Source organism: Nocardia pneumoniae NBRC 100136 (assembly GCF_000308755.1).
Taxonomy (GTDB): domain Bacteria; phylum Actinomycetota; class Actinomycetes; order Mycobacteriales; family Mycobacteriaceae; genus Nocardia; species Nocardia pneumoniae.
On record NZ_BAGF01000007.1, the window covers coordinates 31,006 to 50,548 of the forward strand.

Annotated in this window: 21 protein-coding genes; 12 read left to right on the forward strand and 9 right to left on the reverse strand. The window is 67.6% G+C overall.

From position 1 onward, the window contains the following. Positions 1–6: 6 nt before the first annotated feature. The 3 genes from ON34_RS02590 (at position 7) to ON34_RS02600 (ending at position 3,052) form a co-directional block, all read left to right on the forward strand. The gene (locus tag ON34_RS02590) at positions 7–1,740 is read left to right on the forward strand and encodes an alpha/beta hydrolase (RefSeq protein ID WP_040773678.1); all 1,734 of its coding nucleotides are present in this window, start codon (positions 7–9) and stop codon (positions 1,738–1,740) included. A gap of 32 nt (positions 1,741–1,772) precedes the next feature. Beyond that, positions 1,773–2,384, forward strand: coding sequence for a CPBP family intramembrane glutamic endopeptidase (locus ON34_RS02595; protein WP_245547853.1), 612 nt, complete (start codon positions 1,773–1,775; stop codon positions 2,382–2,384). A 305-nt stretch (positions 2,385–2,689) separates the two neighbouring features. Beyond that, positions 2,690–3,052 carry a sterol carrier family protein gene (locus ON34_RS02600; RefSeq protein WP_040773682.1) on the forward strand — a complete coding sequence of 121 codons (363 nt, stop codon included), beginning with the start codon at positions 2,690–2,692 and terminating at the stop codon, positions 3,050–3,052. 27 nt (positions 3,053–3,079) lie between these two features. Here ON34_RS02600 and ON34_RS37995 read toward each other — a convergent pair whose 3' ends face one another. Both ON34_RS37995 and ON34_RS02605 read right to left on the reverse strand, forming a co-directional pair. Continuing rightward, positions 3,080–3,205, reverse strand: a complete 126-nt coding sequence (locus tag ON34_RS37995) for a hypothetical protein (protein WP_281032431.1) — start codon at positions 3,203–3,205, stop codon at positions 3,080–3,082. 28 nt (positions 3,206–3,233) lie between these two features. Further along, on the reverse strand, positions 3,234–4,502 hold the full coding sequence (locus ON34_RS02605) for a YhgE/Pip domain-containing protein (protein WP_040773684.1): 1,269 nt from the start codon (positions 4,500–4,502) through the stop codon (positions 3,234–3,236). Positions 4,503–4,719: 217 nt separating this feature from the next. Between ON34_RS02605 and purF the strand changes: the two genes are divergently transcribed. Further along, on the forward strand, positions 4,720–6,312 hold the full coding sequence (gene purF / locus ON34_RS02610; RefSeq protein WP_040773687.1) for an amidophosphoribosyltransferase: 1,593 nt from the start codon (positions 4,720–4,722) through the stop codon (positions 6,310–6,312). Positions 6,313–6,426: 114 nt separating this feature from the next. Here purF and ON34_RS02615 read toward each other — a convergent pair whose 3' ends face one another. The 5 genes from ON34_RS02615 to ON34_RS02635 form a co-directional block, all read right to left on the reverse strand. Beyond that, positions 6,427–6,873: a type II toxin-antitoxin system VapC family toxin gene (locus tag ON34_RS02615; RefSeq protein ID WP_051022086.1), complete on the reverse strand. Its 447-nt coding sequence runs from the start codon at positions 6,871–6,873 to the stop codon at positions 6,427–6,429. After that, positions 6,870–7,187: a type II toxin-antitoxin system Phd/YefM family antitoxin gene (locus ON34_RS02620; RefSeq protein ID WP_157172146.1), complete on the reverse strand. Its 318-nt coding sequence runs from the start codon at positions 7,185–7,187 to the stop codon at positions 6,870–6,872. Before ON34_RS02620 ends, ON34_RS02615 begins: the two co-directional genes overlap by 4 nt. 140 nt (positions 7,188–7,327) lie before the next feature. Beyond that, complete coding sequence (locus ON34_RS02625) at positions 7,328–7,537, reverse strand: hypothetical protein (RefSeq protein ID WP_157172147.1); 210 nt, start codon at positions 7,535–7,537, stop codon at positions 7,328–7,330. Between the two features lie 5 nt (positions 7,538–7,542). After that, complete coding sequence (locus ON34_RS02630; RefSeq protein WP_245547855.1) at positions 7,543–8,043, reverse strand: DNA-directed RNA polymerase subunit beta; 501 nt, start codon at positions 8,041–8,043, stop codon at positions 7,543–7,545. 5 nt (positions 8,044–8,048) lie between these two features. Continuing rightward, the gene (locus tag ON34_RS02635) at positions 8,049–8,231 is read right to left on the reverse strand and encodes a hypothetical protein (RefSeq protein WP_040773694.1); all 183 of its coding nucleotides are present in this window, start codon (positions 8,229–8,231) and stop codon (positions 8,049–8,051) included. A 403-nt stretch (positions 8,232–8,634) separates the two neighbouring features. On the opposite strand from ON34_RS02635, the gene ON34_RS33290 reads away from it, so the two are divergent. From ON34_RS33290 to purM, 8 genes are all read left to right on the forward strand, one after another. Then, on the forward strand, positions 8,635–9,798 hold the full coding sequence (locus ON34_RS33290) for a helix-turn-helix domain-containing protein (protein ID WP_051022087.1): 1,164 nt from the start codon (positions 8,635–8,637) through the stop codon (positions 9,796–9,798). A gap of 9 nt (positions 9,799–9,807) precedes the next feature. Further along, positions 9,808–10,260: a hypothetical protein gene (locus ON34_RS02645; RefSeq protein WP_157172148.1), complete on the forward strand. Its 453-nt coding sequence runs from the start codon at positions 9,808–9,810 to the stop codon at positions 10,258–10,260. Positions 10,261–10,503: 243 nt separating this feature from the next. Then, positions 10,504–11,016 (forward strand): DUF6879 family protein, encoded by a 513-nt coding sequence (locus ON34_RS38415; RefSeq protein ID WP_040773697.1) that lies wholly within the window; start codon positions 10,504–10,506, stop codon positions 11,014–11,016. A 426-nt stretch (positions 11,017–11,442) separates the two neighbouring features. Next, on the forward strand, positions 11,443–12,975 hold the full coding sequence (locus ON34_RS02655; protein ID WP_051022093.1) for an ABC transporter substrate-binding protein: 1,533 nt from the start codon (positions 11,443–11,445) through the stop codon (positions 12,973–12,975). 83 nt (positions 12,976–13,058) lie between these two features. Continuing rightward, on the forward strand, positions 13,059–14,105 hold the full coding sequence (locus ON34_RS02660) for an ABC transporter permease (RefSeq protein WP_051022088.1): 1,047 nt from the start codon (positions 13,059–13,061) through the stop codon (positions 14,103–14,105). Then, complete coding sequence (locus ON34_RS02665) at positions 14,105–15,136, forward strand: ABC transporter permease (RefSeq protein ID WP_051022089.1); 1,032 nt, start codon at positions 14,105–14,107, stop codon at positions 15,134–15,136. Before ON34_RS02660 ends, ON34_RS02665 begins: the two co-directional genes overlap by 1 nt. Continuing rightward, positions 15,129–16,817 (forward strand): ABC transporter ATP-binding protein, encoded by a 1,689-nt coding sequence (locus ON34_RS02670; RefSeq protein ID WP_040773699.1) that lies wholly within the window; start codon positions 15,129–15,131, stop codon positions 16,815–16,817. The genes ON34_RS02665 and ON34_RS02670 overlap by 8 nt, the downstream gene beginning before the upstream one ends. A 130-nt stretch (positions 16,818–16,947) precedes the next feature. After that, a complete protein-coding gene (purM, locus tag ON34_RS02675) occupies positions 16,948–18,024 on the forward strand; it encodes a phosphoribosylformylglycinamidine cyclo-ligase (protein WP_040773701.1) in 1,077 nt (358 codons plus the stop codon). Positions 18,025–18,171: 147 nt separating this feature from the next. Here the strand turns inward: purM and ON34_RS02680 are convergent, their stop codons facing one another. Both ON34_RS02680 and ON34_RS02685 read right to left on the reverse strand, forming a co-directional pair. Continuing rightward, positions 18,172–18,381, reverse strand: coding sequence for a DUF3073 domain-containing protein (locus ON34_RS02680; RefSeq protein ID WP_040773703.1), 210 nt, complete (start codon positions 18,379–18,381; stop codon positions 18,172–18,174). A 175-nt stretch (positions 18,382–18,556) separates the two neighbouring features. Continuing rightward, entirely contained in the window at positions 18,557–19,510 is a 954-nt protein-coding gene (locus ON34_RS02685) for an asparaginase (protein WP_040773705.1), read from the reverse strand. Positions 19,511–19,543: the final 33 nt, after the last annotated feature.

A 19,543-nucleotide genomic window follows, 5' to 3' on the forward strand; every position in this document is an offset into this window, starting at 1 on the left:
GGTCGAATGCTGGAGACCGCCGGGACCATGCGGAGGCTGCGTACGCGCACCGTCGCGGTGGTCCGGCGCGCCGAGGAGATCATCGACCTGAACTACGTCGGCCTGGTGGTCGCGACGGTGTTCTTCGCGTTGTCGGTGACGCCGTCGCTGCTGCCGCGCGACTGGCTGTTCCAGGGGTTGATCAGCGGGATCAACGCCGCGCTCGGGTACGGGGTCGGCTGCCTGCTGGAGTGGTTGTTCCGGCTGTGGGTGCGGCCGCGACTGAAGTTCTCCCCACCGCCCACCTGGGTGCGCTACGCGGCGAAGTCGGCCATCCTCTTCACCGCCGCGCTGAGCGCCGCCCTCATGCTGGTGCAATCGGCGCGGTGGCAGCGCGAGATCACCGCGCTGATGGGGATGGCGGGCACGACCACGCCCGCCTACCTGCGCACCGGGCTGCTCAGCGTGGCCGTCGGCGCCGCGGCGGTGGCGGTGTACCGGACGGTGCGGGAGATCATCCGTTTCCTGGCTCGCCTGCTCAACCGGTGGGTGCGGGTGCCGCGCGAGTTGGCGCCCGCCGCCGGGTTCCTCGTTCTGGTGGTGTTCGCGGTCACGATCTTCAACGGTGTGGCGGTGCGGGCGTTCTTCGCGGTGGCGAACTCGGCGTTCAGCGTGCGCAACGACTACACCTCGGTGAACGCGGTCCAGCCGCAGCAACCGGAGCGCTCCGGCAGCCCGGTCTCCCTGGCGAAATGGGAGACCCTCGGGTTCGAAGGGCGGTGGTTCGTCTCGCACGGTCCCACCGCCAGCCGGATCACCTCGGTCACCGGCCGCCCGGCGAAGGAACCGATCCGGGCCTACGTGGGGTTGGAGTCGGTCGACAGGGACGAGGAACCGGCCGAGCTGGCGGTGGCCGAGCTGGAGCGGACCGGGGCGTTCGACCGGCAGGTGCTCGTCGTGGTCACCACCACCGGAACCGGCTGGGTGAACTCGCTGGCGGCCGGGGCGATCGAGTACATGTACGACGGCGACACCGCCATCGTCGCCACGCAGTACTCCTACCTGCCGAGCGTGCTGTCGTTCCTGGCCGACCGCGGCAAGGCCGCCGCGGCGGGCAAGGACCTGTTCGACGCGGTGTACCAGCACTGGACCGCGCGCCCGCCACAGCAGCGACCCAAACTGCTCGTGTACGGGGAGAGTCTGGGTTCGCAGGGGTCCGAGGCGGCGTTCGACGGGCTGGCCGATCTGCGGGCCAAGGTGAACGGCGCGCTGTGGGTCGGTCCGCCGAACTCCAACCGGCTGTGGCAGCAGTTCGTCGAGCGCCGCGATCCCGGTTCGGGCGAGGTCGAGCCGGTGTACGCGGACGGGCTCGTGGTCCGGTTCGCCTCCGACGCCGCCGACCTGGCGCGGCCCACCTCGGAATGGCGGCCGCCGCGCATCGTCTATCTGCAGCACGCGTCCGACCCGATCGTCTGGTGGTCGACGGATCTGATCTTCTCGCGTCCGGATTGGCTGTCCGAGCCGCGCGGCTCGGACGTGTCCTCGCAGATGCGCTGGTGGCCGTTCGTCACCTTCTGGCAGGTCGCCGCGGACCTCACCAACGCGCAGGGCGTCACCGACGGACACGGGCACCGCTACGGCAGCCTGGTGCTGGACGGTTGGGCGGCCATCGCGGCGCCGCCGGACTGGACCGCGGAGCGGTCCGAACGCATTCGTTCCGAGGTGGATGCCGCGGAGGATTTCGAGCGGACGACCAAGTGACCGGAGCGCGGCTTACGGGCACGGTTGCCGCCGTGGCGCTTCCCCTGGCCTGGAGCAACCTCGTGCTGCCCCGCCTCGGGCTCGGAGTGCGCGGCCGCACCGCCGCCAACGCCGGTTTCGCCACCGGGTACGCGCTCGCATTGCGCGACCGGACGAACTGGTACTCCCCGGGCGGCCTGCGCTACGGGCTGCTCGCCGCGTCCGCCGTCGCGGCGAGTTATTGTGCCGCCCTTGCCCTTCCGGCGGCACGGCGGAGAGTGGGCGCGATCGGCGACCGCAGGCCCGAAGTGTCGACGGTGGAGTGGGTGGCCGTACACATCCCGATCGGGACGGTCTACACCGAAGAGCTCATCTTCCGCGGCACGCTGGACCCGATCGTGGACAACGCCTTCGGTCCGCGCGCGGGCGCTGTGCTCAGTGCGGCGACCTTCGGCCTCTGGCACATCACACCGGCGCGTGTGGCGGGCGACAGTGTGCCCGCCACGATCGCCGTCACCACGGCAGGCGGCCTCGTCTTCAGCGGGTTGCGCCGCCGCACCGCCGATGCCCTCGCACCGGCACTGCTGCACTTGGCCATGAATGTGGGTGGAGCGATCACCCCGCGCCTGGCCCGCCACCTCGGGGCATCCTTCGGCGAACGCTGACCGGCACGATCACACGGTTCCGTCGCGCTCGGCCCGCCGCCGTGGAAACGGCCCGTGCAGCTGAGCGCGGCATCAGCCCTGGTGGCAGCCACTTGTTGTCCGCTGCCCGCCGCAGTCGTAACGAAATAGTCAACGATTGCGAAACGGTGTGCGGCAAAGGCCGCCTGACCGTTTCGCTACAGTCGCCCGCCTCCCCGCGCCTTCCAGGGTGTGCGCCCGGGCGCCTGTGTTGAGTGGGGTCTCGGGTGTCGGGAGCGGGAAGTAAGGTCTGCTGGGTGGCGCGAGGGACGGTGGATCCAGCGGAGATGCGGGCGGCGGTGGCGGCGGTGAGCGAGTGGCTGCGCGACGAGTCGTCCGGCGCGCCCGCTCGCACCGAACTCGCGGCGGCGGTGCGAACCACGGCGCGTTCGCTGGCGGCCTCGGCGCCGGGGCACTCGGTGGAGGTCCGGGTACCGCCGTTCGTCGCGGTGCAGTGCGTCGAGGGCCCGCGGCACACCAGGGGCACCCCGCCGAACGTGGTGGAGACAGATCCCCGTACTTGGCTGCTGCTGGCCACTGGCTTGCTCGATTTCGATGCCGCGGTCGACTCCGGTGCGGTCAGCGCGTCCGGCACACGCGCGGCCGAAATAGGCCATTGGCTGCCGATCACCCGGGCCGCGACCGCCTAACGCCCGCTCCGTCGCGACCGGGCACAGTCAGGACTTGCTCGTAAACCGTTCGAGCAGAGCCGTTTTGATACCGGGGCGGGAGCCGAAGACCAGCGTGAACGCCGCCTCGCGCAAGAGCGTTCGGCGAGCGCCGCGGGTGATCGCGGTTGTCACGTCGACCATCATTCCGGCCGCGGGCGGCTCACGCTTGGACGCGGTTGCGCCGCTCCAGCCCCTTGCGGTCGTAGAAGCGGGTGACCACCGCGCCGAACACCAGCCCGATCGTGAGCCCGAGCACCGCCATCCACACCCCGCGGGTGAGTCCGGCTTCGAACTTCGCGTCGAAATACAGAATCGACCGCACGCCGAGGAACACCTGGTGCATCGGCTCGAACGAGGCCAGCCAGCCGAAGTACCGCGGCGTCGCCTCGATCGGCACGGTGCCGCCGGAGGACGGCAGTCCGAGGATGACGAACAGGATCAGGTTCACCAGCAGCCCCGCCGAGCCGATCGCCGCCAGCATGGACAGCCCGGTCACGCCCACCGCGATCATCGCCAGCGCGCTGTAGAGGAACAGGGCGAGCGGATTGTCGATCGGCATGTCCAGCAGCGTGCCGACGATCAGGAACACCCCGGCGACGATGTTCGCCGCCAGCACGAACACGCCCCACTTGATCAGCAGCGTCCGGAACCGCGAGATCGGCGTCGGCGGATAGTGCACGTACCACGGCCCGTACTCGGTGGGCACGAAACCGAGCTGGGCGTCGATCATGGTGTGGATGACCATCGCGCCGACCACTCCGGCCAGCAGCAACAGCAGCGCGTAGAAGAACGCGGTGAGGCCTTGACCGCTGCCGTCGGGCAGCGGGTGGTACTGCTGCACGACCACCTGGACCGGGGAGGCGAGCGCGACCCTGGTCGCGCCGGACAGTTCGGGCGCGGGCGGTCCGCCTGGTCGCGGGGCCAGCTGCGCGTTGACCTGATCGGTCAGCTGCTGACCGACCTGCCGGTTCACCTCGGTCAGCGCTTGGTCGCCGATCCGGAGCACGATCTGGGTGCCGAACGCACCCGTACGCGGGTTCGTCTGCACCGTGATGATGGGTCGCTGAATGTCACCCGGTATGACACTGCCCACACCGAGAATGCCGAGGCGCTTGCTGAAATCGCTCGGGATCACGATCGCGCCGTACACCTGCCCGGACTGCATCTGCCGCTCCGCCTCGCTGATGCTGATCACGCGCAGGTCGACCTTGTCCGACGGCACGCGTTGCGCCAGCGCTTCGGTGATCTGGTTGCCGAAGTTCACCTGCCTGCGCTCGTCCCCGCTGCCGATCACGTCCCCGACGTCCTGGTTGACCAGGGCGACCGGAAAATCGTGCAGGTTCTTCTCGGGATCGACGACGTAGTCGAGGTACATGATGCCGAGCAGCGCGGTCAGCAGGGTCAGCACGGCGAGGGGGAACAGCACCATTCGAGGCCATGGCCTGCGGTCGCCGGGTGTGTCGGGCGCCGGTTCGCCCGTGTCATCCGTCGTCGTCACGCTGCGCACGGTAACAGCTGACGGCGGGGAAAATCTGTTGCTTCGGTCATCGGCGAATTGCTGCTCGGATGCGATGGCGGTGCGAAGGCACGGGCGTGCACCCGTAGAATGAAATCTGCCCCCAGCCCGCCCGAACAGGGAGCAAACGGTGACCAACGCCGAACTGCCGGTCGACAGCACTTCCGCCACCTCGATTTCCGCTCCGGACGCCGACGAGAACGAGCCGCGCGAGGAGTGTGGTGTCTTCGGAGTCTGGGCGCCGAGCGAAGAAGTGGCCAAGCTCACGTATTACGGCCTGTATGCGTTGCAGCACCGTGGGCAGGAGGCGGCGGGCATCGCGGTGTCGGACGGCTCGCAGATCCTGGTCTTCAAGGATCTCGGTCTGGTCAGCCAGGTATTCGACGAGCAGACCCTGGCGGCCATGCCCGGTCACATCGCCGTCGGCCACTGTCGCTACTCCACCACCGGCGGAGTGACCTGGGAGAACGCCCAGCCCATCTTCCGTACCACCGCGGTCGGCTCCGGGCTCGCGTTGGGACACAACGGAAATCTCGTCAACACCGCCGAATTGGCCGGTCGCGCACGCGAACTCGGTCTGCTCGGCGCCACGGTGCGTGGCGGCCGTCCGCAGCCCGCCGCGGCGACGTCGGACTCCGATGTGGTCACCGCCCTGCTCGCGCACGCCGCGGCCGATTCCAGCATCGAGCAGGCCGCGATGGAACTGCTGCCCACGCTGAAGGGCGCGTTCTGCCTGACCTTCATGGACGAGCACACCCTCTACGCCGCGCGCGACCCGCACGGCGTTCGCCCGCTGTGCCTGGGCAGGCTGGAGCGTGGCTGGGTCGTTGCCAGTGAGACCGCCGCGCTGGACATCGTGGGCGCCGCGTTCGTCCGCGAGATCGAGCCCGGCGAACTGCTGGCGATCGACGCCGACGGCGTGCGCTCGATGCGCTTCGCCAATCCCGAGCCCAAGGGCTGCGTCTTCGAGTACGTGTATCTGGCCAGGCCGGACAGCACCATCGCGGGCCGGTCGGTGCACGCCACCCGGGTGGAGATCGGTCGCCGTCTGGCGAAGGAGCATCCGGTCGAGGCGGATCTGGTGATCCCGGTCCCCGAATCCGGCACGCCGGCCGCGGTCGGCTACGCGCAGGGATCGGGTGTGCCCTACGGCCAAGGCCTGATGAAGAACGCCTATGTGGGGCGCACGTTCATCCAGCCGAGTCAGACCATCCGTCAGCTGGGCATCCGGCTGAAGCTCAACCCGTTGCGCGAGGTCATCCGCGGTAAGCGCCTGATCGTCGTGGACGACTCGATCGTGCGCGGCAACACCCAGCGCGCGCTGGTCCGCATGCTGCGCGAGGCGGGCGCGCTGGAGATCCACGTGCGGATCGCCTCGCCGCCGGTGAAGTGGCCGTGCTTCTACGGCATCGACTTCGCCTCGCGCGCGGAGCTGATCGCCAACGGCGCGGGCACCGAAGACGATGTCGCGGACATGGTCGAGGGCGTGCGCCGCTCGATCGGCGCCGACACCCTCGGCTACATCTCCATCGACGGCATGATCGCCGCGACCGAGCAGCCGCGCTCCCGGCTGTGCTCGGCATGCTTCGACGGCGACTATCCGATCCCGCTGCCCACCGAGGCGGCCATCGGGAAGAACGTGCTCGAGGGCATGCTGACCGGCCAGTCCGAGGCCGCGCTGTTGAGCGAGAACGCGAACGCGAGCGCCCTGAGCCGTCCGTGAACCTGGACTGCCTGCCGCTGACAGTCCTTTGCTCACCCGTACCGGTAGCGGCTCTCTTGTCGAGAGCCGCCAGAAGCAACACGGTGGGTGCCGGACGCTGTCCCGCTCGGCATCTCAGTTATCGAGTTGCCGGACTCGGTCCGCGCTCGGTGTCAGGGTTTCGACGCTGCATCGGATGATGCCACTCACTGCCAGGGGCTCGAATTTCATATCGCTGGTCACCAACGGGGCACCGAGGTCCTCAGCCAATGCTGCGTATACCGCATCGAATGGATACATGTTGTGCCGCAGTTCCCAAACACGGGGCAGCAGGTGCTCGAACGTACAGCGAACCATATCCATGGCAGCCATTTCATCGATCGCCGCGGTGGCCCGCTCGTTGGGAAGCTCCTTACGGGACAACCGCCGCAGGACCTTGGCGGCCTCGGCGTCGATGAGTGCCGGGGCATAAGGTTTTTCACCCATCGCTTCTTCGGCCAGCAGTCGGGCAGCGACCGAGTGACGCAGGCTGCGCTGATCGGTGAGCAGTTCGATCAGCGCACTGGTCTCCAGGACGATCACTCGTCGTCCTCCCTAACCTCCCGGATTGCTTCGATGACCTGCTCATGGGTGAGCCCGGTTCCGGCGCCGATCTCGGCCAGGCGTTCGATTGTTTCGGCAATGCTCTTGCGTCCACTGTCCCGGGGCAGGCGGGCCAGCAAGTACGACAATGCTTCGACCGGCATCACCACAGCGACTTCGCGGCCACGCTTGGTGATGACCGTAGGCACCTTCGCGTATTCGGCGCGTCCGACGATCTCGGTGAAGCGCGCGCGTGCCTCGGTGAAGGATAGCGTCGGAATCTGTGTAGGGCGATCATAAGCAAGCTCTGCCATGTACAAACTGTACATCCTGTACTGTTTGCAGGCCAGAGCAGTTACCCACCGATCAACCGGCGTCTTTGTCGCGGACGGCTGGGAGGGCAAAGCTGCGTCGGCCTACGACGAGTCATGGGGCTTCGGTTCCATTCCTCCCATTAGTCGATTCTCGGTCGTTCGTGCTGGTAGCGGATCTGTTCCCACAGCGAGCGCGGAATGAGGTCGACGCACTCACCCAGTGACGGTGGGGTGCGGAATCGGATGCTCGAACCGTCCGCGCGCTGCACCAGCAGCACACGGATCACCCCCGCCTCAACCCGCCACACCACGGTCTCGCCGTTCAGCTCCGTAATGCGCCGCTCGGCCATGCGGTTCACCTTTGCGGCCCTGGTCGCGGACGCACGCAGGTGCGGATGGCCTCGATCACCGCCAGCCCGGACGGCCGGTAGGAGTCGCGTGGGGCCTGCGCCCACAGCCGAAACCCCACAGCCCCAGCCTCATCGGCGGGGGAGGGCAGCGCGATCTGCGCTCCGATCGGAGCCAAGGTCGCGTTGAGCCGGAACAGCTCGGTGAACAGCGGCATCTCATCGCGGACATCCGGCCTGATCAGAAATGTCCATCGCTTCGACCGTGGATGCGAGATGATCGGCCCAGCCGGTGCGGCCCGGTTCAGATGGTTTTTCACCAGCGCGCCGAGCTGCGCGGGCACGGTGATCGCGCCGACGCTGCCGGACAGCACGAAGATTCGGCCCATCTGCGGATCTATCCGCGCGGGCAGCCCGCACACCCGCTGATAGAACCGGCACCGGGACACCGGAGTGTCCGCCAGAACCATGGTGGCATCGTCCGCCAGATGTGCTGTCGTGTCGGTCATTCCAGTCACCGCCGCTCACGTGGCAGCCGCTTGCGGTCGATACCGGTGGTGTCGCCGATGGTGATCAGGTATTCGCGTGGGATGCGCTGCCGGTCGTCCAGTACCTCGGTGCCGACCCACTTGCACCCGCCGGGAATGTTGCGATGGTGCGGCCCGATCCGGCCGTCTTCGAAAGGGGCGAGCCGCAAGCAATGCTGAGTATCGGGACACCGCACACGCGATAGCGGCCCATACGGCGTTTCATCGCTTGTCGCCCACTGCCCGACCTGCGACAGCCGGACTGCTCGTTGGGTTAGGCGCTTTTCGGATTCGGTAACCCGATCGTCCTCGGCCTGCACGTGGCGCAGCAACGCCGTGAAATCATCGCCGACAGCGTCGTCGTCCCGACCCACCGTCAAACCCCTCCCTGCTCGCCAATTGGAAAGGCGCCCGGCGCAGGGGATTCCACTCGCCAGTTGAGTGATAGACGTTGGCGGTGTGCCCAGATGAGGAAACAGGCTCACCCCGCGCCGGGGCCGTATCCGACGTTAAATCCCTGGTAGACCGCGAATGTTCGAAGAATGTTCGAAATTTCACTGGTAGCGTGTGGGGGTGACTCGAGACGAATCGGTCGGCGCCCGGATCGGGAAGATCCGCAAGCTACGCGGTCTGACGCAACACCAGCTCGCGCAGCGCGCGAACGTTTCTCGTTCGATGCTTGCCCAGGTCGAGACGGGCAAAGCCAAGGCATCCACCGTCTGGATCGGCTCCGTCGCCACGGCCCTGCAAGTGGACGCGTCCCGGCTGTACGGAGGCGATGAACCCATCGAGATCATGGACACCCTGCCGGTTCTGCGTCGTGCCCTTGCCGCGATCGACCTCATGGATCCGGAGCTGGAGCCCGAACCGATCGACAAGCTGCACGACCTCGTCGCCAAGGTCGGCCAATGGCGACGCGACACACAGTATCGGAAGATCGTCGGCGTATTGCCCGAACTCATTGACCGGCTACTGATTTCCGGGCACGAAGCTGGCAAACCTGCATACGCCCTCTTGACCGACGCATACCGGGCCGCGAACACCGTCGCCCACAAACTCGGCTATGCCGATCTGAGCTTGACCGCGACCGAGCGCATGGAGTGGGCGGCCTCCCGCGCCGGTGACCCCTTGCTACTCGCCACCACCCACTACGTGAAGGCCGCGACCCTCGCACGCGTCGGCGCAACACGGCAAGCTCTACGCCTGCTCACCCGCGCGATGGCCGACATAGATCCCCTTGTGGAGGAGGATCAGACCGCCGCGGCGGTGTACAGCATCCTCCACATGCGGGCAGGCACCATCGCGGCAGCGACTGGTGACGCCGACACGTCCAGGGCGCACTTGGCGGAAGCGGAGCTGCTGGCCCGCGGATTCGGTGACCGCGTCGTCTACGGCAGCCCGGTCGGGCCCGCGAACGTCAGGCTGTACCAGCTGTGTGCAGAGGTCGATCTCGGCGAGCCAGGCCGCGCCATCGAGATTGCGAAAGGCACCCACCTGCCGAAGGGGATGGCAGTGGAGCGGAAGGCGTACTTCTGGCTCGATGCCTCCCGCGCCTACTTGCAGGCCGGGAAACTGGATGAGGCGATGGACGCCCTGCACGAATCCCGTATCGCGTCGCCTGAACACTTCGCGGCGTCCCCGGCCACGAAGGACATCATCGGCACGGTTGCGACGCGACAGCGCCGTGCCAGCGATCGGCTGCAACACCTCGCGCACCACGCGGGGATGACGCTGTAGCCGCGTCGCATGAGCGCTGGCGCAGATTTCAATCCAGATCCGGGCGGCTTCATCACGGAGGATGCTGGCGGCAATCGGGAAGAACGTGCTCGACTAGAACCTCGCGGCTCGGAATGTCGTGATGGCGTGAGCATGGAGCGGGAAGCGGAAGTGTTGGCTCGGATCGAGCGAGCCAAGGCCGCGCTTCTCGGCACTGGCGAAGTGTTCGCGCGCAGCGAGGGAGGACGTCCCCCGTCGCGGTCCGACCGGTTCAAGCAGGCCCGCGACGAAGTCCACGCAGCGGAGCAGGCCCGTAATCGGCTGCTCGTAGAGATTGTTGGCGACGCCTACGTAGTGCCACTGGAGCTGGCGCAGCGGCTCGGTCTGACCGGGCGTGAGGCAGTGAATATCGTGGAGACCGCGCGCACCGGTTCCCCTCGGTTGAAGGACTACCTGCTCGGTCAGCCATCGGCGACTGAATAGCGGCTCAGTGGTCGTTGTCAGCCGACAGCGAGGGCCGCGATGCGCATACTCCATCGTCAATAGGGCCATTCGGTTAGGGATGCCGCCTAGATACGCGCGGACTTCTCGGTGGGTGGACCGCCGTTCAGCGGCGACTCAGTTGCATCCCGGCCGTCCGTTGCGCGACCTGTCCCTGCTCACAGCTCGAACTGGCAGACGATGAGGCAGCTATCGAGGTCGAGAAGAAAGTGAGGACGTTCTACGGTGCTACTGGTCGACGGTGATCCCTGGCCGGAATGGTTCCGTGGGTTACGACGCAGCGCGTTCCACCTCGAAGTCCGGGACTCGTACGCCGAGCCTGCCGAGAACAACCGACTGCGAGCGTTCCTCAACGGGGAGCCACCACCGAACGAGCCGCCTGTCCCGTGGCACGGGCTCATGGGGGAAACCACCGCTAGAGGCGTATCCGTGAGCCGGGTCCGCGTCGTCACCGTGCCACACAGCGACTACCACCGCTGGCTACTGTCCATTACGGGCCGGAACATCGAATCCGGGGAGAACATCCGGTATTTGCCCCGTCATCTCGCCGGGGAAGTCCCACCAGATGACTGGTGGTTATTCGATGACGAACGTGTCGCTTTCAACCTGTCCGACGCCAACGGCAAACCGGCTAGCACTGCGGTGACCACCGATCCGCGGATCGCGGAGTACTGCCGGGGCGTACAAGCGCGGCTGTGGGACCTGGCGACGCCGTACGCGGAGTACGTCACCACGTGACGTGTCTGATCAGCAACAGCGCAAGCTCTCAGGGGCACCATTCGATGGGTTGGCCGGTCAGCTCGGGATTGTCTCAGGGATGCATACTGTCGCGCATCTCGATGTGGCGTACTCGAGACATCACCTCACGCGGTCTGCGGCAATTCTGGACGTACGACCGGTTTTTTCCGCCGCGTCATCGACGGGACGCATAACCCCTGCTGGCGGCGGGGCAATTTTTCTTCGAAAACGTAACGTGCCGAAAATGCTTCGTGGGTACGGTGCCGATCAGATCGGAAGTTCACCCGTGTCCGCACCGGGCCTGCGATCCAGGGGAACGCGGTGCGGCGCTCGAGAAGTGGGGCCGTGATGAGGAATTCGAGGATTGGGCGACGGACCGGGGCGCGAACCATCGCGGCCGTCGGCCTGGTGGCGTTGGCGGCGTCGATGGTGGCGGGCTGCGGTTCCGGAAGAACCGGCGACGGCGGCGGCGCCGGATTGGTGGCTGGTACCACCGACAAGATCTTCTCGCTCGACCCGGCGGCCGCCTATGACAACGGGTCGCTGGTCGCCGAAACGCAGATCTACCAGTATCTGCTCAACTTCGCGCCCGGCGACGCGACCCCGCGGCCGGACGCGGCGCAGAAATGCGAGTTCACCGCGCCGACGGTGTACACGTGCACCCTCAAAGAGGGCCTGAAGTTCGCCAACGGCAACCCGCTGACCGCGGCCAGCGTCAAGTTCTCCTTCGACCGGATGCTGCGGATCAACGATCCGAACGGGCCCGCCTCGCTGCTGGGCAACCTGGAGAAGACCGACGTCGTCGACCCGCGCACCGTCGCGTTCACGCTGAAGGTCGCCAACGACCAGACCTTCCCGGCCATCCTGCCCACCCAGGCCGGACCGATCGTCGACGAGAAGGTGTACGCGCCCGACAAGGTGATGGCGGACGAGGACGTGGTGCGGGCCAAGGGCTACTCCGGCCCGTACACCATCGCGAGCTACGACAAGAACAAGCTGGTCGAGTACCAGGCGTTCGCCGACTACAACGGCGTTCTCGGCACCCCGAAGACCAAGACGGTGTCGACCAAGTACTACGCGACCACCGACAACATGAAGCTGGACCTGCAGAACGGGTCGCTCGACGTCGGATACCGCTCCTTCACGCCCACCGACATCGAATCGCTGCGTGGCGACCGCAAGGTCACCGTGCACGAGGGGCCCGGCGGCGAGCTGCGCTACATCGTGTTCAACCTGAACACCATGCCGGGCGGCACGCCGGAGCAGAAGCTGGCCGTGCGCAAGGCCGTCGCCGCCACCGTCGACCGGGCCGCGCTGGCCGACGGCGTCTACAAGAACACCTATCTGCCCGCGTACTCATCCGTGCCGCAGGGCATGCCGGGCGCGGCGGAGCCGTTCAAGGACATCTACGGCGCTCAGCCCAGCAAAGATCGGGCGGCGAAGTTCCTCGCCGACGCCGGTGTCGCGACGCCGGTCGAACTCAACCTGCAATACAACCCGGACCACTACGGCTCCAGCAGCTCAGAGGAATACGCGGCGATCAAGTCGCAGCTGGAGGCCAGCGGACTGTTCCGGGTCAACCTGCAATCCACCGAATGGGTCACCTACCAGCGCGAACGGGCCCGCGACGCGTACCCGCTCTACCAGTTCGGCTGGTTCCCGGATTTCCCGGACCCGGACAACTACCTCAGCCCTTTCTTCGGTCCGAACAACTTCCTGCAGTCGCATTTCGAGGACCCGGGCATCTCCGCGCAGCTGATCGCGGAGGCGACCCAGCCCGACAAGGACAAGCGGATGGAGCAGATCCGGCAGGTACAGCGTGATCTGGCGCAGAACTTCCTGCCGATCGTTCCGCTGCTGTCCGGCAAGCAGATCGCGGTCGCGGGTACCGACGTGCAGGGCGTCGAGCAGACGCTCGACTCGTCGTTCAAGTTCCGCTATACGGTGCTGAGCAAGTGAGTTCCGGCGACACGGCCGGGCCCGGGACGACAACAGCGCCGGATACGGCGCAGCCCCGGGCCCGGCGCTTCGGCTTGCCGCGAATGCTCGAGGGCGGCGACGATTCCCGGCACCTGGCGCTGCTGCGCTACCTGGGCGTGCGCCTGCTGCTGATCCCGGTGACCGCGTGGATCTTGGTGACGGTCGTGTTCTTCCTGATGCGGGTGGTCGGCGACCCGATCAGCGCCGCGATGGGCGGGCGCATGACGCAGCAGCAGATCGAGGCGCGCAAGGAGGCGGCCGGGTTGAACCGGCCGATCCTGGCCCAATATTGGGACTACCTCTCCGGGCTCATGCAGGGGGATCTCGGTCGCTCCCAGGACAACCGGGAGATCAGCGAGGTCGTCGTCACTTATGGCGCCGCCTCGCTGGAACTGGTGTGCTGGGCGCTGATCGTCGCGTTCGCGATCGGCGTGCCGCTGGGCAGATACGCGGCGACCCACCGGGATTCGGCCGCCGACACGGGACTGCGTTTGCTGGCCATCCTGTTCTACGCCGCGCCGGTCTTCTTCGTCGGCTTGCTGCTGAAACTGGTGTTCGCAGTGCAGCTGGGCTGGTTGCCGGTGGCGGGCCGGGCCAGTACCAACGTCGAACTCCAATTGCAGCACGTATCGCCCAAGACCAACATCATGGTGCTGGACGCGATCCTCCACGGCGACACCGGATATCTGGTCGACGTGCTGAAACACGCCGTGCTGCCCGCGATCGCGCTCGGCTTGCTGACCGCGGGCATCTTCCTGCGGCTGGTGCGGATCAACCTGATCCAGACGCTGCGCGCGGACTATGTGGACGCCGCACGGGCGCGCGGCCTGTCCCGCCGGGTGGTGACCGGACGGCATGCCTTCCGCAACGCGATGATCCCGATCGTCACGGTGATGGGCATGCAGATCGCCATGATGCTCGGCGCCTCGGTGCTCACCGAGACGACGTTCGAATGGAAAGGGCTCGGCTACCAGCTCGCGTCGTATCTGTCGGCGCGGGACTTCATCGCCGTGCAGGGCATCGTCGCGTTCATCGCGCTCATCGTGGCGGTGATGAGTTTCGTGGTGGACGTGCTGGTGGCGCTGATCGATCCGAGGGTGAGGTTCTGATGACCGCTCCGGAATTGCTGACCGAACCGGTGCTCGCGGCGCCGGTGCCGCGCCGGGGCGTGCCCGGCCTGCGGTTGTTCTCGATGACCGCCGGCTTGCAGCGCGCGACCCTCGTTCTCGGGCTCGGCCTGGTCGGCGTCTTCGTGGTCGCCGCGCTGTTCGCCCCGCTGATCGCGCCCTACGGATTCGCCCAGAGCGCCGCAGACGGCGTCGATTTCGTCCGTCAGCAGGCGCCGTCGGCCGAGCATTGGTTCGGCACCTCGGTGCGGGGGGAAGACGTGTTCTCCAGGGTGATCTACGGTGCCCGCACCGCACTGTGGGTGATCGCGATCTCGCTGGTGCTCTCGCTGCTGATCGGTGTGCCGCTCGGCTTGCTGTCCGGCTATGTCGGCCGCTGGCCGGACCGGGTGCTGGTGCTGTTCATGGACGCGATGTACGCCTTCCCGACGCTGCTGCTGGCGATCGTGGTGTCCATCGTGGTCGCCGGTGGCCGCTCGACCAGTCTGGGCGGTGTGCTGTCCGCCGCGGTGGCGATCACGGCGGTGTTCGTGCCGCAATACTTCCGGGTGGTGCGCAATGCCACGGTGGCGGTGAAGCAGGAGCCGTATGTCGACGCCGCGCGGGTGACCGGCGCGTCGACGGCGCGAATCCTGTTCCGGCACATCCTCGCCAACGTCACCCAGTCGCTCCCGGTGATCGTCACGTTGAACGGATCGGAGGCCATCCTCACCCTGGCCGGTCTGGGCTTCCTCGGGTTCGGCATCGAACCGACCCAAGCGGCGGAGTGGGGCTTCGACCTGAACAAGGCGCTGCCGGACGTATCCAACGGCATCTGGTGGACCGGCATCTTCCCCGGTGTCGCCATCGTGCTCGTCGTGCTGGGCATGACGCTGGTCGGTGAGAGCCTCAACGAAGTGCTCAACCCGGTCCTGCGCACCCGCCGGGCCGTCGGGCCCCGCACCGCGGAGCCGCCCGAGACCGTTTCGGGCGCGCAGGACGGAGTCGCCGGGAAGGACACGACCAATGCCTGAGTCAACCGCGAAGCGGGACCACCCTGCCCTGTCGATCGAATCGCTGTCGGTCACCTTCGCCACCGACGCGGGGCCCGTGCACGCGGTCACCGGCGTGTCCTACGAGGTCTACCCCGGCGAAGTGCTGGCCATCGTCGGGGAATCCGGCTCGGGGAAATCGGTGAGCTCGCGGACGGCGATGGGATTGCTGCCGCAGACCGCGTCGGTGCGCGGCCTGGTCACCCTGGGCGCCGAACGGATCACCGCGATGAGCGAGCGGCAGCTCACCGCTCTGCGTGGCGGGGCGATCTCGATGGTGTTCCAGGAGCCGGGTCTGGCGCTGGACCCGTTGTTCACGGTGGGCTTCCAGATCGGCGAGGCACTGCGGGCCCACATTGATCTGAGCAAGAAGGCCGCCAAGGCGCGCGCGGTGGAGTTGTTGCGCATGGTCGGGTTGCCCGATCCGGAGCACCGGGTGGACTACTACCCGCACCAGCTCTCCGGCGGGCAGAAGCAACGTGTGATGATCGCCATCGCCATCGCCTGCGAGCCCAAGGTGATCATCGCCGACGAGCCGACCACCGCGCTCGATGTCACGGTGCAGGCCGAGATCCTGGCGCTGCTGCGCGACCTGCGCGACCGGATCGGCAGCGCGATCATCCTGATCACCCACAACATGGGCGTCGTCGCCGACATCGCCGACCGCGTGGTGGTGATGCGCGACGGCGCGGTGGTCGAGCAAGCGTCGGTGGACGAGCTGTTCGCCAGTCCCAAGGCCGAGTACACCCGATCCTTGCTGGCCGCGGTCCCGCACCTGGGCACCGAACAGATCGACCACGGCCCCGCCGACCCGGCGCGAGCCGACGGCGAGCCGGTGCTCGAGGTCCGCGATCTGGTGGTCGAGTTCCCCGGGCCGCTCGGTCGCCCGAGATTCCGCGCGGTGGACGAGGTGAGCCTGCGCATCGGACCGGGCGAGACGCTCGGTCTGGTCGGCGAGTCCGGGTCGGGCAAGTCGACCATCGGCCGCTGCGTCGCGGCACTGCAACGACCCACGTCCGGAATGGTGCGGGTACGCGGGCAGGACATCGTTGGCCTGTCACAGCGCAAGCTGCGGCCGATCCGGCGACGCTTCGGATTCGTGTTCCAGGACCCGGCCAGCTCACTGAACCCGCGGCTCACCGTGGGCGACTGCGTAGCCGAACCGCTGATCGTGCACAAGACCGGCAGCTCGGCGCAGATCCGCGCCCGGGTGCGCGGGCTGCTCGACGACGTGCGGCTGCCCGCGGGCGCCGAGCACCGCTACCCGCACGAGCTGTCCGGTGGGCAACGTCAGCGCGCCAGCCTGGCCCGCGCCCTGGTACTCGACCCCGACCTGCTCGTCGCCGACGAGCCGACCAGCGCGCTGGACGTCTCGGTGCAGGCCGCGGTGCTGGAACTGTTCGGGCAACTCCAGCGCGAATGCGGCTGGGCGTGCCTGTTCATCAGCCACGATCTCGCCGTGGTCGATCAGCTCGCCGACCGGATCGTGGTGTTGCGCGACGGGGCGGTGGTCGAGCAGGGCGACCGGGACCAGATCCTGCGGGCGCCGCGGGAGGAGTACACGCGGCGCTTGGTGGCCGCGGTGCCGGTGCCCGACCCGGCGCGGCAGCGTCGCCGCCGAGCGCGGACGGCCGGACTGTTCGACCAGGACGAGTTGGACTGATGGTCCGTATTACGGTTCGCTCTGCCCTATTGTCAAGAGGGCGAGCCAACACCGGTGCGGGGTCGTTATCCCGCTCCGGTAGCGTGAGCAGGCATCTATCCGCCGATTCGGTTTGGAGCTTTCCCCGAAAATGACTGAACAGACCCCCAGTGGTGGTGCCTCGTACGCCGCGGCAGGCGTGGACATCGAGGCGGGCGATCGCGCCGTCGAGTTGTTCGGGCCATTGGCGAAGAAGGCGACCCGGCCCGAGGTTCAAGGCGGCCTCGGCGGCTTCGCCGGGCTGTTCGCGCTGAAGGGTGGCTATCGGGAACCGCTGCTGGCCGCCTCCACCGACGGCGTCGGCACCAAGATCGCGGTGGCGCAGGCGATGGACAAGCACGACACCGTCGGCCTCGACCTGGTCGCGATGGTCGTCGACGACCTCGTGGTCTGCGGTGCGGAGCCGCTGTTCCTGCAGGATTACATCGCGATCGGAAAGGTTGTTCCGGAGAAGGTCGCCGAACTCGTCTCCGGTATCGCCGAAGGGTGCGTGCGCGCGGGATGCGCACTGCTCGGCGGTGAGACGGCCGAGCATCCCGGCCTGATGGACCCCGACGACTACGACCTGTCCGCGACCGGCGTCGGCGTGGTCGAGGCCGACGCGGTGCTCGGGCCGGATCGGGTCCGTCCCGGCGACGTGGTGATCGCCATGGGCTCCTCCGGCCTGCACTCCAACGGCTACAGCCTGGCCCGCAAGGTGCTGCTCGACATCGACCGCATGTCGCTCACCGGGCACGTCGAGGAATTCGGCCGCACCCTCGGCGAGGAACTGCTCGAGCCGACCAGGATCTACGCCAAGGACTGCCTCGCGCTGATCGCCGAGACCGACGTGCGCACGTTCGCCCACGTCACCGGCGGCGGTTTGGCGGCCAACCTGGCCAGGGTGCTGCCCGCGGGCATGGTCGCGGAACTGGATCGCGGCACCTGGAACCCGGCGCCGGTGTTCAAGATGATCGCCCAGCGCGGCCGGGTGGAACGGGCCGAGATGGAGAAGACGTTCAACATGGGCGTCGGCATGGTCGCCGTCGTCGCCCCGGAGGACGTGGACCGCGCGCTGGCCGTGCTGACCGCGCGGCACATCGAGTGCTGGACACTCGGCACGGTCAAGAAAGCCAAGGACGCCGACGCGGTGCGCGCCGTGCTGGTCGGCGAGCATCCGCGATTCTGACCCGGCGGAAGACACGCCAGAGTCCCGCATCCTCATCCGATGCGGGACTCTGGTGTATAGCAAGCCTTTTCGGCGCCAGTCCCGTCAACTCACGACAACGCTCGAAGGGGGAGGCCCGTCGGCCTCCCCCTTCGGCGTAGATCCGAGTCAGCGGCGCCAGTCGTCGTAGTCGTCCTCATCCCAGCGGGACAAAGAGTCGTCCGCGTCGTGCTCATCGGACAGCACACCACCACTCCGCTGGGAGTTGGGGCTTCCGGAAAGCTCGCGCTGAAGGCTCGCGAAGTCGGTCGTGGGCGAGCTGTACTTCAGCTCGCGTGCGACCTTGGTCTGCTTTGCCTTAGCCCGGCCACGGCCCATGGCTGACCCCCTCGCGTCACAGCGGGGCGGCCTGGGGTTTGGTGGCGGCCCCGTTCGAATTAATACTCTTCCTGACAGACACTTTAGCGTGTGTCTGCCGGTCTCGCTTCCAGGAGTGGGTGAAGAACTCCGGAACTGGTGCCGTTTGCCCGCTTGTCGCCCCGCGATCGAATCGCTACACGACCCCGGGTATCGCGCGGATCACACCGACTCGGGCGCCGCCGCCGAGCACCGCCGGTGCCGCCAGTTCCGCGTGCGCATCGGTCCATTCGATCCCCATCCGATGCAGAATGGCCAGCGTCAGCGGCATCCGGGCACGGTCGTGACCATCGTCGATCTTGTACGCGAAGGACGATCCGTCCGGCAGCGCACCCGCGTGCACGCCGTCCGCGCCGATCTTGCACAGCAGTCCCGGAGTTGCCCGCATGGCCAGCAGGTCGGGGCCGTTCGTGCCGGAAATCACTCGCGGATGCGCGCGGACGGCGTCGGCGACCCGGCGTTCCGGGGTGCCCGGTTCGGCGGTCGCCATGGTCGCGAACACCTTCGCCAGGTTCACCAGCGACACCGGGATGATCGGCAATCCGCAGCCATCGATGCCGAGATCGGATTCCGGCTCGCCGGTCAGATCGGCCACCGTGGCGACCACCGCGCGTTGCAGCGGATGCGCCTGATCCAGGTAGCCCTCGGTGGGCCAGCCGTTGACCACGCAGGTCGCCAGCATCGCCGCGTGCTTGCCGGAACAGTTCATGTAGATCGGGCGTGGCTGCTGTCCGTTGGAGAGCGCGGCGGCCCGGGCGCGCTCGTCGAACGGGAGGTCGGGTGGGCATGCGAGCGCTGCTTCGGAGAACCCGAAGCGGTCGAGCAGCCTGCGCACCAGCGCGATGTGGTCCGGCTCGCCGTAGTGCGAGGCGACGGCGATGGCCAGCTCGGCGTCGTCGAGCGGTTCGAAACCATTGCGCAGCATGGTGATCGCCTGCATCGGTTTGTTCGTCGAGCGCGGGAAGATCGGCAGATGCACTTCGCCGAGCGCCAGGGTGGGTTCGCCCGCGGCGTCGAGCACCACCACCGAGCCGCGGTGCACGCACTCGCGGAAACCCGAGCGGACGACTTCGACCAGTTCCACGCTCACGACTCCACCTCGCTGGCGCTCGGCTCCGTCGTG

Bases quoted from the DNA above. Each gene is read 5' to 3' on its own strand.
- purM (WP_040773701.1), top strand. From the start codon at position 16,948: ATGACTGAACAGACCCCCAGTGGTGGTGCCTCGTACGCCGCGGCAGGC.
- ON34_RS02645 (WP_157172148.1), top strand. From the start codon at position 9,808: ATGAGCGCTGGCGCAGATTTCAATCCAGATCCGGGCGGCTTCATCACG.
- ON34_RS02620 (WP_157172146.1), bottom strand. From the start codon at position 7,187: ATGGCAGAGCTTGCTTATGATCGCCCTACACAGATTCCGACGCTATCC.
- ON34_RS02605 (WP_040773684.1), bottom strand. From the start codon at position 4,502: ATGGTGCTGTTCCCCCTCGCCGTGCTGACCCTGCTGACCGCGCTGCTC.
- ON34_RS02660 (WP_051022088.1), top strand. From the start codon at position 13,059: ATGCTCGAGGGCGGCGACGATTCCCGGCACCTGGCGCTGCTGCGCTAC.
- ON34_RS02630 (WP_245547855.1), bottom strand. From the start codon at position 8,043: ATGACCGACACGACAGCACATCTGGCGGACGATGCCACCATGGTTCTG.
- ON34_RS02680 (WP_040773703.1), bottom strand. From the start codon at position 18,381: ATGGGCCGTGGCCGGGCTAAGGCAAAGCAGACCAAGGTCGCACGCGAG.
- ON34_RS02665 (WP_051022089.1), top strand. From the start codon at position 14,105: ATGACCGCTCCGGAATTGCTGACCGAACCGGTGCTCGCGGCGCCGGTG.
- ON34_RS02655 (WP_051022093.1), top strand. From the start codon at position 11,443: ATGGTGGCGGGCTGCGGTTCCGGAAGAACCGGCGACGGCGGCGGCGCC.
- ON34_RS02590 (WP_040773678.1), top strand. From the start codon at position 7: ATGCTGGAGACCGCCGGGACCATGCGGAGGCTGCGTACGCGCACCGTC.
- ON34_RS02625 (WP_157172147.1), bottom strand. From the start codon at position 7,537: ATGGCCGAGCGGCGCATTACGGAGCTGAACGGCGAGACCGTGGTGTGG.
- ON34_RS02600 (WP_040773682.1), top strand. From the start codon at position 2,690: ATGCGGGCGGCGGTGGCGGCGGTGAGCGAGTGGCTGCGCGACGAGTCG.
- ON34_RS02670 (WP_040773699.1), top strand. From the start codon at position 15,129: ATGCCTGAGTCAACCGCGAAGCGGGACCACCCTGCCCTGTCGATCGAA.